Source organism: Thermococcus sp. AM4 (assembly GCF_000151205.2).
Lineage (GTDB): Archaea > Methanobacteriota_B > Thermococci > Thermococcales > Thermococcaceae > Thermococcus.
Genome location: NC_016051.1, coordinates 826,688 through 841,506, shown reverse-complemented (window position 1 = coordinate 841,506; position 14,819 = coordinate 826,688). Strand labels below are relative to the sequence as shown.

Genomic DNA, 14,819 nt, shown 5'->3' with positions numbered 1-14,819 from the left:
CACATCCTGAGACGTTTACCAAATAGAACGTCGTTTCCTCAGTTCTGTTTTCTGCAACCACCATGATCCTGAGCCTGTAGAGGGTGGAGTTCATTGACTCTAGGAATCGTTCGGTTTCTTGAAGAGGTTATCGGGGCCATCAGCCAGCCGGAAAATGTTCCATTTATCTCCGCGCTTCCAACGGTGCTCGTGAAGGACGAGCTTTCGCTGGTTTGAGTCCTGGGAGAAGAAGATGTTGGGGCGTTCCTGGCACCGTAGGTCTGGGTTTGAGTTATTCCCGGGGTCGAGATGCACCCGCTAACGAGTGCCCCGAGGAGAATCAGAACAAGAACAATGGCGTTTGTTTGCCCGTACTCCCACCGTGAGCGTTAAAGAATTAAAGCTTAAAAGTATTATGAAACTATCTACCAAAGACCAAATTATTCGTAAAATTTATAAAACTATCCATCTATTGTATCATGTATGTCCGAATTCATTCCTCAGATAATACCTGATGTGCCTGTAGAAGATTCCTTTAAGGACTATGTTACAATAGTATCAGAGATAATAACCAATAGCGAGCCTCCGAGGTTTACAATTGGGGTCTTTGGAGGGTGGGGTATAGGAAAAACATCCTTTCTAAAGTCCCTTGAAAAACATTTGAATGACAATCAAAAGAATATTGTAGTTGTTTTTTTTAATGCATGGAGATACGAGCGTGAGAATCACTATGCAACGCTTCCATTATTGAAGTCTATTTATTTTGCACTCAAAAACTGGGAATCAAAGAACTCATCTCTTAGGGAAACTACTAAAGAGAAACTAAGGAAGACTCTTAGAGTCATAGAAGGAATCATTAAAAATACACAAATAGGATTTGGCGTACCTGGAACCCCCGTATCAATTTCAACTGGCTTTGGAGGTTCTTTTGATTCTGAAAAAGAAAACGTGGAGATACTCTCGGAGATTTCTCCCGAGAAAAATATTTATTATGATGTACTCAGGTACTTAGAAGATGCCATTAAAGAACTTAGGACAGACAATCCCAAGTTTAGAATAGTAGTACTTGTTGATGACTTAGACAGGTGTGCTCCTGATAAAGCTATAGAAATCTTAAATTCAATAAAAATATTCTTGGATATTGAAGGGATTATATATGTGATTGCATTAAATCCATATGTCACAAAAGCTCTCCTACAGAAGTATTATGAAAAAGTTGGATACTCTGAGGAATATTCATCAGAAGATTATCTTAGTAAATTCTTCCAAGTTCGGATAAACCTTCCAGAATGGGACAAAGAAGAAATCGCAGAAAAGATAATTGATGATATATTTAAAAAGACAAAGTTAAGCTATGAAGTAACTACCGAAAGACTCAATAAGATACGAACAAAAATTGTTAATGCTCTAGAGGAATCTCTAACTCCACGAGAGATAAAAAGATTTCTAAATACTTTTATATTAAGATATGCTCTTGCAAAGAGCATTAACAAAAAAGAAAAACTTGGAATTAAGAGCGATGAGTTGTTGGAAATAGTCTTAGACATGAGTATCATTGACTATCTGTGGCATGAACTAGTTAGTTATCTTGAAAAAGGTAGCGAGGAAGAATTTTCCCAACTACAGGGAATCGTTAAGAAAGAAGATACTAATTTAAGCGATTATGATTTTGATCTTAAAGAGGAAGATATTGAAAAACTAAGAGATCTACTAGGAGACTCTCCTCTATTCAAGCAAGAATATCCCGTGATAAAAAAGATATTAAAAATCAGATCTACAATAGGAAAAGATACTCAAGAGGATGAGAGCATATTTCTCGATGTGCCCTTTAGTACTATCAAAAAACACATTGACTATGAAAATCTCCATTCATTAGCATTTACGCATACCCTTAATCTATTATCAAAACATTATGGTCATAACAACATACTAATTGAACCTGTAATTAAGGGTGCAGACCGGAAAAGAATTAGGCCAGACATTATTGTAATGACTGAGTATGGATACATACTAGTTGAGATTAAAATTGCTCACAGTAGACGCAATCTTGACATGGTACTCCGCAAGTTCCTTGACATCCATAATAGCGCACCAAGATACTTAGGAAAACCCCTTGAAAAAACTGTAGTAGTGTTATATGGTTTAGATTCCAAAGTATTCCGCTATCTTCATGGAAAAATATTATCGCCCCCACTATCCGCCAAAGTTGAGATAACTAGGAATCTTGATGCCATAAAGGATGAGAGAACAAAAGGTAAGCTGGTTATCATTCTCCAATCAATTGAAGAAGTCACGCAAACTGAAAATTACCAAGATATTTTAAAATAAAAACATTCAATGCAGCATTCCCTCGAGCTTCTCGACGAACTCGATGCTCCTCCTGAGGTCGGCGAAGTACTCCTTGGCCTTTTCAACGTGCTCCCTCTCGACCCTTCCGCCCTTGGCCAAGACACTCGCCGGGGCGAGGAGCTGGACCGCGTAGCGCAGGCTGGTCTTCTCGCCGAGCTCCGCGAGGTACTCTATGGCCTCCTCGCTCACCTCAATCTTCTCCTCCCTCGCGCGAATCTTGACTATCTCCCTGATTTCCTCTTTCTTGTAAGGTTCGGTGTTGATTATGAGCAACCTGTCGAGCATGTCAACTGGGATTCCGTGCGGGGCCTCGATGTCGGTGCCCCTTATCTTCGTCCTTCCCCTGTTGGTGGCCAGGATGAGAATCGGCGCGAGCTCGCTCTCCATGGCCCTCGCAAGGAACGAGAATGCCTCGATGTCGAGCATGTGAACCTCGTCTATGAAGAGCACTCCAGGAACAAGCGTTGCCCTTCCCTCTTCAATCCAGCTCTTAACAGTCTCGTCGACGCGCCTCCTGACGTCGTCGCTTATCTCCGCCCCAGTGCTGAATAGCAGGCCGAAGATGTTTCCGCGGGCGTTGGCAACGTCAAGGTCGTGGAGCGTAACGGTGTAGGTGAACTCCTTTATCTTGAGCACCGGACCGCTCGGAAGGCTGACCTTGCGCTTGAAGAAGAGCCCCTCTTCCTCCTTCGTCGTCCCGACCTTCGAGACCTTGCCCGTTTCGGCGTCAATCTGTATGACGTCGCCTTCCTCAACGCCGAGCTCCATGAGCTGGTAGGCTATCTCCCTGCCGGCCCTTATCGTCTTCTCGTCGTCCCTCGTGCGGAGGGTTATGATGACGCTCTCCGGAATCTCGACGTAGGGGTTGAACGGGTGCCTCGTGCGCCTTATCTCAATCTTCTTGACCTCGCCCTCGTAGACCTTCCTCTCCTCGCTGATTCTAACGCCTATCGCCCGTCTCATGGCCTGCTTGAGGAACTCCGTCTTGTTGACTTCAGCGGAATAAATCTCGCTTCCCGCTATCTGGACGAAGGGAACGTCCTCGCCGAGCTCCCTCGCTATACCCATCGCTATCGCCGTTTTACCGCTCCCGGTCGGGCCGACGAGGAGGATTCCCTTGCCGGCGAGCTTTCCGCGCTTTATGAGCTCGACCGCTATTCCGGCCGCTTCCCTCGCCTTAACCTGGCCGACCATGCCGTCGGCGATGAACTTGGCCCTTCCGTTCTCATCGAGGCCGAGGCCCTTTATGTGGGAGTGCATTCCAACTCTCTCAAAGGAAACCTTAGCGACCTCCTCTATGACAGCCGGCAAGGTCTCACCCCCTTAATCTTTCCGAAGGTAACTAAAAGAGGGGATTTAAAAATTTGACGATCACATGTGGGCCTTCCAGAAGCGCTTTATCGTCCCGAAGGCTTCCTCCTCCGGGGCGTAGTCCTCGGCCATCTCGGCCAGGAGACGGTGTTCACTGGCTCTTCCGCGAGGGGTGAATGCGCGCCTCAGCGACGGGAAGGAAGCAACAACGGCAGCACCCATCGAACCAACGATAGATGTCGCTCCGTAGGGGGAAAGAACCCTCCAGAGGAAAAGGCCCGATGCCAGAAGAAGGGATCCTAAGGTGAAGTTGACGAACCTCTTGGGCAGGGCTATCGGGAATTCGGCGTAGGGGATCCTCCCATCGGCGCCGTCCACGTAGGCCAGATACGTGAAAAAGCCGTATTTATACCTGATTCGCCAGACCGGATAATAGACAAGTCCGTCAAGGTGGACATCAAACGTTGGCATTCCCACCTCAACGTTGCTCCAGTGGAAGTACCGTCGCGCTTCGTTCTTGAGGATGCTTCTGAGTTCATCCTTGAGTCGTTTCACGGCCTCGGAGGCTTCAATCGTCTTTTCAAGGAGCCTACCTTTGACGTGTCCATCGAAATACCTCCTGCCCCTCACGGGTAAGGGGTAGTTAACGAGCTCCTCAAAGCCCTCAACTGCGGGCACGGTGGCATAGTTGAAGAACTCAACGTAACCTGCCCCTTCTTTGGAAATGATGCCCCTACTAGCAACTCCCCTTGCCTTCACGAAGAAGACATAAAATGGAACATAGAGGAGTTCTCTCTCAATGATACGGGCTTTCCATTCAACGTCGGTCGGGGACAGGCGCTGGAGGCGTATAAAAGATGCCAGCACGTTCCAGGGATTTTCGACCCGCAGGGGGTAAGTAAACGTTCTGGATTCGCCGAGTTTTATCTGGAATCCGCAGTAGGGACACGTCACCATTTCCCCTTCCGCCTCGAACTCGGCACCGCAGTTAGGACACCTGATTTTCATCTTTCGACCCTCACGTCACGCGCCATCTTCCTCCCGTAGCCCCTGGCCAGCTCAAACCCGAAGTAGGCGAGCAGCGCCGGGATTATCAGGGCCAGGGGTGCCCCCTGTTTGGCATGGGCAACGAGCCCCCAGTATTCCACGTTGCCGTAGGGGGTTGAGAACAAAGCCGCCACACTCACTCCCACCAGCGCCGCAAGGCCGTACGCCATCTTCCGCCAGACCCTTACAGGCTCAAGGGCGAGTACTTCCCTCCCTTTGTGGCCGTCGTATGCAATGAAATACGTCCCGCCCCCGATGTCGTAGTAAACCTTCCAGAGCGGATAAAATACGAGGGCAACCTCCTCAACTTCCCCGCCGAATCCGAAGGCCTTTACCTCGGTGTCCCCTGGAGCATGGATTTCCTTGGCCCTGTCCGACGCCCTGTCTAGGAGTGCCGCCTTTGCCTGCTCCCTTCCGAAATCGGTGTTCAGGAATTCCGGTTCGAGTTCCTCCCACTTCTCTGGAGTGAGCTTTGATATTGGCCGTACGTCCATCATGTACCTGAGCGCGTCCTCAATTTTCTTGAAGGTGAGGTAGCCGCCCCTCTCAAACTTCTCTGCCAGGGCTTCAACGGCTATATCGTAGACTCCCCTCCTTGCGGGGACGCAGACGACAGATTCCTCCCGGAATTCCCGGGATCTGACGACCCTTTTCGTCTTGTTGCCCTCCCTGATTTTGTCCACGTACCTAACGTATCCCCTTCCCTTTACCCTGCCGAACCACAGCGGAACGTAGAATCCCTCAACCTTCGCAACCTCGATCTTCCCGCGGAGGCCCAGGTAGTCCCTGTCCCTCCTCACGCGCTCCCAGAAGAGGCGCAGGATTTCCTTCTTTGGGAGGCTCTCAACAAAGAAGACGTTCTTTTCGGTAAAAATTCTGTCGTAGGAGTTAGGATAGCCGCAGTATGGACATACAACGATTACGTCCTCTGGCGTTACGTCGAGGGGAGCCCCACAGTGCTCGCATCGAAGGACTTCCATTTACCATCATGAAAAAGAAATATCGGGACAATTTAAAGTTTTTGGCTCAGGCCGTCGATCCCGGGCATCGGTACCCCAAAGGCCAATCTCATCATCGCGTTTTCGGGTATGGTGGGAGTTATTAAAGGTTATTCCCTCCACCCGTACTCCCCTATCAGCGGGACGAAGGCCACTCCCCCGTGGTTTCTTATTTTTATCGAGCCGTCCGCCAGTTTGATAACCTCAAGGAGATCCTGCCACAGGTGGTAGCTTCCAACCGGGATTATCAGTTTGCCCCCGGGTTTAAGCTGTTCTATGAGGGGCTTCGGCACTTCCGGCGCCCCTGCCGTAACCACTATCCTGTCGTAAGGAGCTTTTGGGGGAAAGCCCTTGCTGCCGTCTCCGGGAATAACGTGGACTCCCTTAACTCCCGCCCGCTCTAGGTTCTCCCTTGCAAACTCGACGAGCTCGGGAAGCCTTTCAACCGTGTATACCTCTCCCTTTACGAGCTCGGCCATCAGTGCCGCGTTCCATCCGCTCCCGGTGCCTATCTCCAGGACGTTCATACCGGGCCTTAGATCTGCGAGCTGGAGCATTATCGCCACCATATGCGGCGCGCTTATCGTCTGTCCCCCGGGAATTGGCAGAGGTTCGTCCAGATGGGCGTATTTCCGGTATTTATCCTCGACGAAGAGGTAGCGGGGCCATTTCAGGAGGGCCTCCTTAACCCGTTCATCGCGCAGAATACCCTCCAGTTCAAGCCTTCGAACCGTTCTCTTCCAGAGCTCCCTGAGTTCCTCTTCCCTCATCGGAACACCATAAAAATATGGGAGCCTTCTCCCTTAAGCCTTTCTCAGATGGAAGACACCAGAACCCTCAGGAGCTGGGTCGTTTCGGTCTGGCTGTTTATGCCCATCATCTTGCTCATCAGCACCTGTCCCGCGTACATTCCCGCGGCGAAGATCCACAGGAGGATGACGAAGTACTTCAGCGCGACTATCCAGTGGCCGCCGTCGGCGGTCTTTATTGCTATCGCCGAGAGGAACGAGTGGATCACCATTATGGTCAGCATCACGTACATGACGAAGCTCATTCCAGCCGGGGGGATAACGTGGATTATATCGCCTATGTACTCGGTTGGCACCTTGAGCTGGGCGAAGAGGGTGTTTATCGAGGCCGCAACCTGGAACGAAGCCGCCAGGGCGAAGGCGAACGACGCCGTTAAACCGTAGATTATGCCTATGAAGCTCGCCATGCTCTGCTGTCTCTTTCTCCTTAGGCGGACGAGCCTCTCGAAGTTCCTGCTGATGACGAGACCGACGTAATCCGGCTCGGCTCCGAGCCTTATCGCTTCCCTGAATATCTCCGAGAAGATGCCGATCAGCCAGCTCCCCGTTCCCGCAATGAAGAAGTCCCAAGCCCTTTCCCTGTCGACGCGTATGGCGAGCCTCCGGTAGAGGGCCTTTATGTCGTCCGTAAGGGATCCGAAGTCGTGGGCGCTGAGGTACTTGAGGACGAGGACGAGGGACGTTCCGCTGGCAGCCAGGGAAGAGCTGAGGCTCCTTATAAAAGCCGCGAAGTTCTCGTCCTTCCTGAATATCGACTGCTCCTCCTTCGCCGCAAGATGTCCGACGTAGTAGAGGGGCGTGAAGATCAGGGCGACGGCGAAGGGTTCTGGTATATCAAACCTCGGGGCGATGAAGAGGTAGTACACAAGTCCCATTATGACGACGCCAAGAGCGGATATCTGGCCGGCCCTTTTGAGCCTCTTCATTCTCTCCGTTTCTATTCCCTTGGTGTCCGCCCATATTGGATCCTCGGGCATTCTAAACTTTATGACGAGAAACACTCCTATCTCGGCCGCGAGGATTATCGCGAGGGTGTAGAGGGCCAGCCTTCCGATGTCCTGGCCCGTTATCAGCGGACCGATGATTATGAAGCTCGCCATAAAGACGACAGAGATGATTATCGATTCGTATATCTCCTTGAACACGTCCAGATCGTAGAGGGCACCCTCGTAGAAGGTCTCGTAGTCGTCCATGACGGTTTTCTGCTCCTGGAAGAGGTACTCTTTCATGTCCACACCGCTGTCGAGGGAATAGGCGAGCCTGTCCAGGAAGTCCGCGAAAACTTTACTCGGTGTTCTCCTCGCCAGGAAGCGGAAGGCCTCGGGCATCGAACGGTGAAGCTTATCGACGATAATGTAGACCTTCTTCAGCTCGCTCGCTATGGCGCCGAGCTTTGGATCGCTCGCGAGCACCTTGATGAGGTCAGCCCTGCCCATTTCGCTGGTTGAGAGGACTGCGAAGTAGGTTATGAAGTAGGGGATGCGGGAGTTTATCGAGATCTTCTTTGAATCGGCCTGGATGTATGGGTAGAGTGCGGCGTAGATGAGCAGAACGACGGGAATGGCGTAGAGCATCATTGTGAGCGCGGACGAGAGCATGAACAGCCGTGATATGATCGAGGCGACTATGAAGAGAACCGCTGAGATAACCACGTTTGGAATGAGGATCTTTCGAACGTACGTCTTCATGTCGAGGTCTGCCTTGGTGAAGACGCTGATCTTCTCCTTGTCGGGCATGGTCATCACCTCAGAGCCTGAAGCTCAGGCCCTCGATACCGCGCTGGTAGAACGCCTTGATCTCGCGGTAGACGTCCCAGTAGTTGGTTATGCCAAGCTCCACCATTCTCTGCAGGATCCTCGCCCTGAGGAAGAGCTCGTTGTATATATCCTTTGGATCCTCGTAGCCGGCTATCTCGGCTATCTTCCTCTCGAGAATGTAGGAGTTGTTGAATCCGCGGAATATGTGCCTGTCGTTGACCGGATCCCATTCGAAAACGTTTCTCGTGGCCACTCCACCCAGTTCCTCGTAGTAGCCCTCTATTTCGACGACGCTCACGGTTCTCCTCAGGAACTTGCCCTTCAGGTAAACCGCCTGCTGGAAGACAGCTATGTTGAGGTTGTCGATGAAGGTTATCGGAACGTTTATCGGGTGGCCTGTGAAGCGCTGTATCATCTTCTTGACGTCGCCGGCGTGAAAGGTGCTCATAACCGGGTGTCCTGTCTGCATGGCCTGGAACGCTATCGCTCCCTCGGCACCACGGATCTCACCGACGATGATGTAGTTGGGCCTCGAACGCAGGGCCGCTTTGAGGAGGTCGAAGAGGGTAACCCTGCTCTCCTCGGGACCGCGTTCACGGGTGATGAGCCTCTGCCACGTGGGGTGTGGAACCTGAACCTCGGGCGTGTCCTCGGCGGTGAATATCTTTGAACCCGGCTTGATGAAGGGAATTATCGAGTTTAGCAGGGTGGTCTTACCGGAAGCGGTCTCACCGCAGACGAAGACGCTCATTCCGTACTCGAGCGCTATCCAGAGGTATGCGGCAACCTCTGCGCTCAGGGTTCCCCATGATATGAGCTGGACTATGCTTATCGGCGTCGCAGTGAACTTACGGATTGTGGCGCTCGGACCCTTGAGAGAGATGTCTGGCGAGTAGATTATGTTGATACGGGAGCCGTCGGGGAGGGCTCCGTCCACTATCGGGTTCCTGTCGCTTACGGGCCTTCCAATGCGCTCCGAGATGTTCTTGAAGTAGTCGGCTAGTTTAACGTTGTCGCCGAAGGTTATGTTGGTCGGCAGGGCCTCGAATATCTTGTGGACGAGCGAGACGTAGTTGGCGCCGATGATGTGGATATCCTCGATGTAGGGATCCCTGGCGAGGGGCTCGAGGGGGCCGATTCCGATGATGTCTCGCTTTATGAGGTAGCGGAACTTCTCCATCTCCTCCTTGGTGAGGCTGAAAGGTTCTTTCGTTCCCGGAATTTTCCTTTTGCCCTTTACCAGCGAGAGAACGGCCTCGTCGTAGAGGGCATCGAGGAACCTCTCGAACTCCTCCTGATCCTCAGGAATGTTTCTGGTTGGGGCGATTTCAAGTATGCGGTCCTTTATCATGTCGTACTTCTTTTCCTCGATTGGTGATTCTATCCTGGGCTCTATGACGATGTACTTCTTGTCGGTCTTCTGGTCGCCGTAGATGTGGATGAATATTGGATCGCCGACGGGGTAGAGTATGTTGGGGTACATTATCTCCTTCATGTCCCTGCTGAGCTGGGCGTGGAACTCCGGCATTTTGCCGTACTTTTTCCTGAAGCTCTCCACGTACCTCCTAAGGTGGGGGTTCCTCCGCATTGCCTCCTCCAGCGTGTCGCTCTTGATCACCTGCGCCATATCACACCACCGCCGCGATCTCCACTATCAGCCCCACCTTAGGCTCCACGCGGAAGGGGATTATCTTCTGGAAGATGCCCTTGGCGTTGTTGTACTTCACTATCATCGCCGAATTCTTGAGGTCGCCACCGAACACCTTGACGTTCAGCCGGATCAGGAGCGTTGCGGCCTCCTCCAGCACGAAGAGCGAATCCCTGTCGATCTCCTCGGTGTTGGCGGTCATTATTATGACCTTGTCGAGGGAGGCCAGCTTCTTCACGTAGAGGAGGAAATCCCGGATTGCGTTCGGTTCCTGCTCCCTGGAAAGGAGCGATGAAAATGAATCGATGATCATGACGTTCGGCTCCCAGAGGCGGGGCTCGCCAAGAAGTCTGCTCAGAAACTTTCTCTTCTCGCTAACCCCGCTCAGGAGGGGATAGAGCGACACAAAAACGAGCTTCTTCCTGATTAGAAAAGGGATTATGTCATAGCCGAGGGAGGTCATCTGCTTTATGTACTCCACCGTGGTGTACTGACTTGAGATGTAGCTCGCGTTGTAGCCGTTCATTAGAAAACCGTAGAGGAGTCTCTGGACGAATATTGACTTCCCCGTCCCCCTGTCCCCTTCAAGGAGCATGATAGTACCCGCTGGAATGCCGCCGCCAAGGCGTCTGTGAAGCTCATCGCCCTTGAGCTCGATCTTGAGCAGTTCCTCGACCATCACGATCACCCCCGCTGGCTGATTTTATTTCACGTCTCGAAGATCAGCTCCCTCTTGACACCGTTCTCTAGGACGACCAGGATTTTGTGGGTGCCCGTGGGGAGTGCAGTGCCCAGGGTGACTATGATCTGGCCGACTTCGTAGGGGTTGAGGTATGTGATCGTGTTGTTGTTGATGTCCGTGAACGTCAGGTTTGAGGGCGGGACCAGGTTTCCATCTATGAAGACCTGAACCGCGTCCGGGTTGAATGGGAACTGGATTTTCCCCGTGTTTTTCACGTAAAACGTGTAGTTGTACGGCCCCGTTCCGTAAACTGGGATGTTCGTGGGGTCGTTGATTATCGCGAAGTCCGTTCTGAGCTTGTCCGCCATGAGGGCTCCCCGATCGTTTATCCCATGGGCTATGTCGGTTGTCACGTATGTTAATGCCCCCGCGACGGTACCGGCAACGATAACTGCCACGATGAACATTATCAGCTCGCTGGCGGGTCCTCCTGCCGCCATCAGCTCACCTCCACTGGACAGGTTGTCACTGGCTGGGAGTCCAAAACTACATCACCCTGTGTTGTTGAATAGTGGTATTGTATGATGAGCTTGCATCCATTCTTGAATGCTAGTATTACGCGGTGAGAGTTTGTGTCTGGAACGCCATTTTGGACATAGATTGCGTAGGAGTTGCCTGGAATCAGATATTTGAGTTTTGAACTCGTGACTCTGTTATGGTACACACCATCGAGGAGTACATCTATTACGGTCTTTGTGGGGATTCCCCCATAGGTGAAATCAATTTCCAAATCATCGTATCCGTCCCCATCAATGTCCACACGGTTGAGATCTATCACGTTAATGCTAAAATGAACCTGAGAGACTCGGAGATTGTACCAGTCCTCCTGAGCTGCCTGAACGTTGTTGTAGCTGTTGTCCCAGGCGGTGTAGAGCGTTGTTGCCGCGATCAAAAATGAGATAAAGATTATCGCTGCACTCGCTGAAACGCTGAAGCCCATTGTACCCTCCCCCGCTCTGCTATTGCCTAGTCAGATGCCGTAAAACTCGTCCAGTGTCTTCTCCAGGAGCTTTATCTCCCTCTCAAGCTTGTCGAGGACGTCCCTGTTGATCCTCAGCCCCCTGAGCCTCTCTATGAAGAGCAGGCTTATCAGGTGGTCCTGCACGGTCAGCTTGTCGGCCGGCTTCCACTCGGGGTCCCTGTGGTGCGGCCTAGTGCCCTTGGCGTAGCGGAGCAGCTGGTTGAGCACTTCCTCGCTTATCCAGCCGATCTCGTAGTAGAACTCGAGGACCCTCTCCAGGTTCTGTATGCCGACCCTGTCGATGAGGAATCCGAGCCACTTGAGGGCTATCATCGTTGATACGACGTCCTCCGGGAGCTTCTCGAGCCTGGCCTTTCTTGGCTCCTCCTCGAAGAGAAGGTTCGCAATATCCTCGGGAATCTGGAGTTTTCCTTCTGCCATCTCAACACCACCTTCTTCGGCTTTTTCCTCCTCAACAACTTCGGGGGAAGGCGTAACCTCAACAACCTCCTCGTGAGCGGGAACCTCTTCAACAACCTCTTCCTCGGGCGTTTCCCCAACAACCTCAACTTCTTCGGGCTTTTCGGCTTCTTCAACCTCTTCGACTTCTTCCTGTCTTTCTTCCTCGGTGATCTCTTCTGCCCCCTCGGCAATCTCCTGTACCTCTTCCTCAGCCCCTTCCTCAGGAGCGGGAACCTCTTCCTCTTCTTCCTCTGGTTTCTCCTCCACTGGAACTTCCTCAACTTCCTCGGCCTTTACTTCCTCGACCTTCTCCATGGCCTCCTTGAGCTCCTCCTCCGTGACTGCCTCCCCGCTCTCCAGCTTCCTTTCGAGCTCCTCGACCTTGGCCTTTGCCTCCTCTATGACCTCCTCGGCAACCTTTCCGCTGAGCTTCTCCTCGAGCTCCTCGACCTTTCTGTGAAGCTCCTCAAGCTTCTTCTTGGCTTCCTCCGAGAGTTCCTCCTCTTCCTTCTTCTCCTCTTTCTTTTCGAGCATCTCCTCGAGCTTTCCGATCTTCTCGTGAACTTCCTCAACCTTCTCGGTGACCTCTTCGGCCTTCTTCTCCTGAACCTTGAACCTAGCCTCCTCGAGACTCTCTATGAGCCGGCTGAGCTGTATGCCGAGTTCCGTGAGCCTCTTGCCCAGTTCATCGACGCGCTTGCTCAGCTGCTCGTACTTCGTGGCCTGGTTTCCGTAGGTTTCGAGGACCTTCTTGACGATCTTGTCGAGCTGTTCCGGCGTGAGCTGGTCCTTCCTGGCTATCAGCTTCTCCCTGAGCTCGTTTATGACGACGGTGGGTACCTTGCCCTTGAGCTCCGAGAGCTTGGCGTTGATGTCGGCCTCGGTGACGAACCCCGCTAGCTGCATTGCATCACACCTCCGCCAGCACCTCGTAGATTATCGAGTCTATGTCCACACCATACCCTGCCAGCACCTTGATGTCGTTCTTGACCTGGGCCAGCTCCATCTTGAGGTTCTCCAGCTCCTTTCTGAGCTCCTGTATTTCGTTGCTGAGCGGGTTCTCCTGCCCCATCTGCTCCTTGAAGGGGTTGATCTCCTGGCTGATGACCTCGTAGAGCATCATGACGTCCTTGATGGTCTTGTCGAGCCTGTCGATGTCGTCGCGGAGCTCCTGTATCTGCTTCTTTATGGTGTCGATGCTTATCTTTATCCTCGGGAGGTCGTTCTCGATCTCGTTTATCCTCTCCATGAGCTGGGTTATCTGCTCGTTTTCCTCCCTGTTCTCCACGGTCTCTTCGAGCTCCTCGTACGTTACTTCCTCCGCTTCGGGGGTGGCCACTTCCTCCTTTTTCTTCTTCCCAAATAAAGATGAAAGGAAAGCCAGTGCCATTCTGCCACCCCCTTTCACTGCAGTGTCAGTATCTTGTCCGTGTAGGCGTGAGGTGTTACGAAGTCCACGACTCCGGCGGCACCGTTCTCGGGTATCACTTTACCGGTAACGTGAGTGGCTGGCGGCAGTCCAGCGCCCTTGCCAAACCCGGTCGTGTTTATCAGCAGTGCCGCGATGTCACCCCAGTTCAGGACAGGGTGGTCCTTGTTGTTTATCATGCTGAGGTCTGAGTCCTGAACCACAGCTATGCCGAAGTTCGTGCCGGTCACGTTGACCCAGACGGGCAGGGTGAACACGTTGTCTATGTCCCCGGTGTAGAACGCGTTGGGGTTGTACTTGAAGACCGTCATCTTGGAGCCGTCGCTGAGGACGACCTTGACGTAGCTGAGGTCGATGCCGCTGCTTCCGGCGTTGGGTGTGACGTATATAACGAGTTCAGTTATGTTGCCGGCGCTGGGCGGACTCACGGGGACGTAGCCGTAGATGTTCATAACCTTGAGTCCGCTGGCAACTTCCTGGGTGGTCTGTCTGCCGGTGCTCATGGCCTTCTGCTGGAGGTAACCGCTGGTCGCTATGAGCACTCCAGCGGCTACTGCCGCCACTAGTACCATCGCTATGAACACGATCAGGGTGCCAATGCCGATGGCACCGCGTCTTCCTGGCATCTTTCACCACCTCACTGGAGCTGCATCACGTTCTCGCTGAACGTGGCGGGTGTCGTGAAGTCGATAACTCCAGCGGCTCCCCGCTCGGGTATCACCTTTCCTGTTATCTTTGTGCTCGGGCCTATGCCGTTACCGCCATCGCTCTGGAACATGTTGGTCCATATGCAGAGCGCCACCATGTCACCGAACTCCAGCGTGGGGTGGGTGTCCTGCATCTTACTTCCTATGTCGTTAACGACGACTATTCCAAAGCTGGCGGTGTTGTTTATTGCCGTCCAGATGGGTATCTCGGTCACGTTGAAGAGGTCCTTTATGCTGCCCGGGTTCAGGAACTGGGCGGAGTAGTTGTAGACCACGAGCCTCTTCCCGTCGCTGAGCACTATCTTAACGTTACTGAGGTCGATTCCCTCACTTCCGGCGTTCGGTGTTACGAAGATGGCCATCCTCTCAATGAGCCCGCTGCTTGGGGGGTTGGTCGGTATGTACCCGTAGATGTTGACGATCTTCAGCCCGCTGGCGACTTCCTGGGTGGTCTGCCTGCCCGTGGCCTGGGCCTTCTGCTGGAGGTAGCCCGCTGTACCTATGATAACTCCTGCGGCTATTGCAGCCACTAGGACCATAGCTATGAAGACTATCAGCGTGCCGATGCCGATTGCTCCCCTTCTCATAGCATCACCTCCTGAAAATCCTTAAAAGAACGA

At 52.4% G+C, this 14,819-nt stretch carries 15 protein-coding genes; 2 read left to right on the top strand and 13 right to left on the bottom strand.

The window, feature by feature from the left end:
* Positions 1-93 precede the first annotated feature (93 nt).
* A complete protein-coding gene (locus TAM4_RS11935; protein ID WP_014122083.1) occupies positions 94-216 on the top strand; it encodes a hypothetical protein in 123 nt (40 codons plus the stop codon).
* A 246-nt stretch (positions 217-462) separates the two neighbouring features.
* A complete protein-coding gene (locus tag TAM4_RS04620; RefSeq protein WP_014122082.1) occupies positions 463-2,307 on the top strand; it encodes a P-loop NTPase fold protein in 1,845 nt (614 codons plus the stop codon).
* 6 nt (positions 2,308-2,313) lie between these two features.
* Here the strand turns inward: TAM4_RS04620 and TAM4_RS04615 are convergent, their stop codons facing one another.
* The 13 genes from TAM4_RS04615 to TAM4_RS04555 form a co-directional block, all read right to left on the bottom strand.
* On the bottom strand, positions 2,314-3,588 hold the full coding sequence (locus TAM4_RS04615; protein ID WP_371137000.1) for a RuvB-like domain-containing protein: 1,275 nt from the start codon (positions 3,586-3,588) through the stop codon (positions 2,314-2,316).
* Between the two features lie 111 nt (positions 3,589-3,699).
* Positions 3,700-4,647, bottom strand: a complete 948-nt coding sequence (locus tag TAM4_RS04610; RefSeq protein ID WP_014122080.1) for a zinc ribbon domain-containing protein — start codon at positions 4,645-4,647, stop codon at positions 3,700-3,702.
* Positions 4,644-5,666, bottom strand: coding sequence for a zinc ribbon domain-containing protein (locus TAM4_RS04605; protein WP_014122079.1), 1,023 nt, complete (start codon positions 5,664-5,666; stop codon positions 4,644-4,646). The genes TAM4_RS04610 and TAM4_RS04605 overlap by 4 nt, the downstream gene beginning before the upstream one ends.
* 128 nt (positions 5,667-5,794) lie before the next feature.
* Positions 5,795-6,454, bottom strand: coding sequence for a protein-L-isoaspartate(D-aspartate) O-methyltransferase (locus tag TAM4_RS04600; RefSeq protein WP_014122078.1), 660 nt, complete (start codon positions 6,452-6,454; stop codon positions 5,795-5,797).
* A gap of 44 nt (positions 6,455-6,498) precedes the next feature.
* Entirely contained in the window at positions 6,499-8,229 is a 1,731-nt protein-coding gene (flaJ, locus tag TAM4_RS04595; RefSeq protein WP_014122077.1) for an archaellar assembly protein FlaJ, read from the bottom strand.
* A 10-nt stretch (positions 8,230-8,239) separates the two neighbouring features.
* Positions 8,240-9,877, bottom strand: a complete 1,638-nt coding sequence (locus TAM4_RS04590) for a type II/IV secretion system ATPase subunit (RefSeq protein WP_014122076.1) — start codon at positions 9,875-9,877, stop codon at positions 8,240-8,242.
* Position 9,878: 1 nt separating this feature from the next.
* Complete coding sequence (locus TAM4_RS04585; protein WP_014122075.1) at positions 9,879-10,577, bottom strand: ATPase domain-containing protein; 699 nt, start codon at positions 10,575-10,577, stop codon at positions 9,879-9,881.
* Positions 10,578-10,606: 29 nt separating this feature from the next.
* On the bottom strand, positions 10,607-11,080 hold the full coding sequence (locus TAM4_RS04580) for a flagellar protein G (protein ID WP_014122074.1): 474 nt from the start codon (positions 11,078-11,080) through the stop codon (positions 10,607-10,609).
* The gene (locus tag TAM4_RS04575; protein WP_014122073.1) at positions 11,080-11,580 is read right to left on the bottom strand and encodes a flagellin FlaF; all 501 of its coding nucleotides are present in this window, start codon (positions 11,578-11,580) and stop codon (positions 11,080-11,082) included. Before TAM4_RS04575 ends, TAM4_RS04580 begins: the two co-directional genes overlap by 1 nt.
* Before the next feature lie 30 nt (positions 11,581-11,610).
* Positions 11,611-12,969, bottom strand: coding sequence for a FlaD/FlaE family flagellar protein (locus tag TAM4_RS04570; protein ID WP_014122072.1), 1,359 nt, complete (start codon positions 12,967-12,969; stop codon positions 11,611-11,613).
* Positions 12,970-12,973: 4 nt separating this feature from the next.
* Positions 12,974-13,453 (bottom strand): flagella accessory protein C, encoded by a 480-nt coding sequence (locus tag TAM4_RS04565; RefSeq protein WP_014122071.1) that lies wholly within the window; start codon positions 13,451-13,453, stop codon positions 12,974-12,976.
* Positions 13,454-13,467: 14 nt separating this feature from the next.
* Positions 13,468-14,118 carry a flagellin gene (locus TAM4_RS04560; RefSeq protein ID WP_014122070.1) on the bottom strand — a complete coding sequence of 217 codons (651 nt, stop codon included), beginning with the start codon at positions 14,116-14,118 and terminating at the stop codon, positions 13,468-13,470.
* Between the two features lie 11 nt (positions 14,119-14,129).
* Positions 14,130-14,786, bottom strand: coding sequence for a flagellin (locus tag TAM4_RS04555; protein WP_014122069.1), 657 nt, complete (start codon positions 14,784-14,786; stop codon positions 14,130-14,132).
* Positions 14,787-14,819 lie beyond the last annotated feature (33 nt).

Excerpts from the sequence above, each read along its gene's own strand:
- TAM4_RS04605 (WP_014122079.1), bottom strand. The coding sequence starts at position 5,666 with ATGGAAGTCCTTCGATGCGAGCACTGTGGGGCTCCCCTCGACGTAACG.
- TAM4_RS04555 (WP_014122069.1), bottom strand. The coding sequence starts at position 14,786 with ATGAGAAGGGGAGCAATCGGCATCGGCACGCTGATAGTCTTCATAGCT.
- TAM4_RS04610 (WP_014122080.1), bottom strand. The coding sequence starts at position 4,647 with ATGAAAATCAGGTGTCCTAACTGCGGTGCCGAGTTCGAGGCGGAAGGG.
- TAM4_RS04560 (WP_014122070.1), bottom strand. The coding sequence starts at position 14,118 with ATGCCAGGAAGACGCGGTGCCATCGGCATTGGCACCCTGATCGTGTTC.
- TAM4_RS04570 (WP_014122072.1), bottom strand. The coding sequence starts at position 12,969 with ATGCAGCTAGCGGGGTTCGTCACCGAGGCCGACATCAACGCCAAGCTC.
- TAM4_RS04575 (WP_014122073.1), bottom strand. The coding sequence starts at position 11,580 with ATGGGCTTCAGCGTTTCAGCGAGTGCAGCGATAATCTTTATCTCATTT.
- TAM4_RS04580 (WP_014122074.1), bottom strand. The coding sequence starts at position 11,080 with ATGGCGGCAGGAGGACCCGCCAGCGAGCTGATAATGTTCATCGTGGCA.
- TAM4_RS04565 (WP_014122071.1), bottom strand. The coding sequence starts at position 13,453 with ATGGCACTGGCTTTCCTTTCATCTTTATTTGGGAAGAAGAAAAAGGAG.
- TAM4_RS04615 (WP_371137000.1), bottom strand. The coding sequence starts at position 3,588 with ATGCACTCCCACATAAAGGGCCTCGGCCTCGATGAGAACGGAAGGGCC.
- flaJ (WP_014122077.1), bottom strand. The coding sequence starts at position 8,229 with ATGCCCGACAAGGAGAAGATCAGCGTCTTCACCAAGGCAGACCTCGAC.
- TAM4_RS04585 (WP_014122075.1), bottom strand. The coding sequence starts at position 10,577 with ATGGTCGAGGAACTGCTCAAGATCGAGCTCAAGGGCGATGAGCTTCAC.
- TAM4_RS04620 (WP_014122082.1), top strand. The coding sequence starts at position 463 with ATGTCCGAATTCATTCCTCAGATAATACCTGATGTGCCTGTAGAAGAT.
- TAM4_RS04600 (WP_014122078.1), bottom strand. The coding sequence starts at position 6,454 with ATGAGGGAAGAGGAACTCAGGGAGCTCTGGAAGAGAACGGTTCGAAGG.
- TAM4_RS04590 (WP_014122076.1), bottom strand. The coding sequence starts at position 9,877 with ATGGCGCAGGTGATCAAGAGCGACACGCTGGAGGAGGCAATGCGGAGG.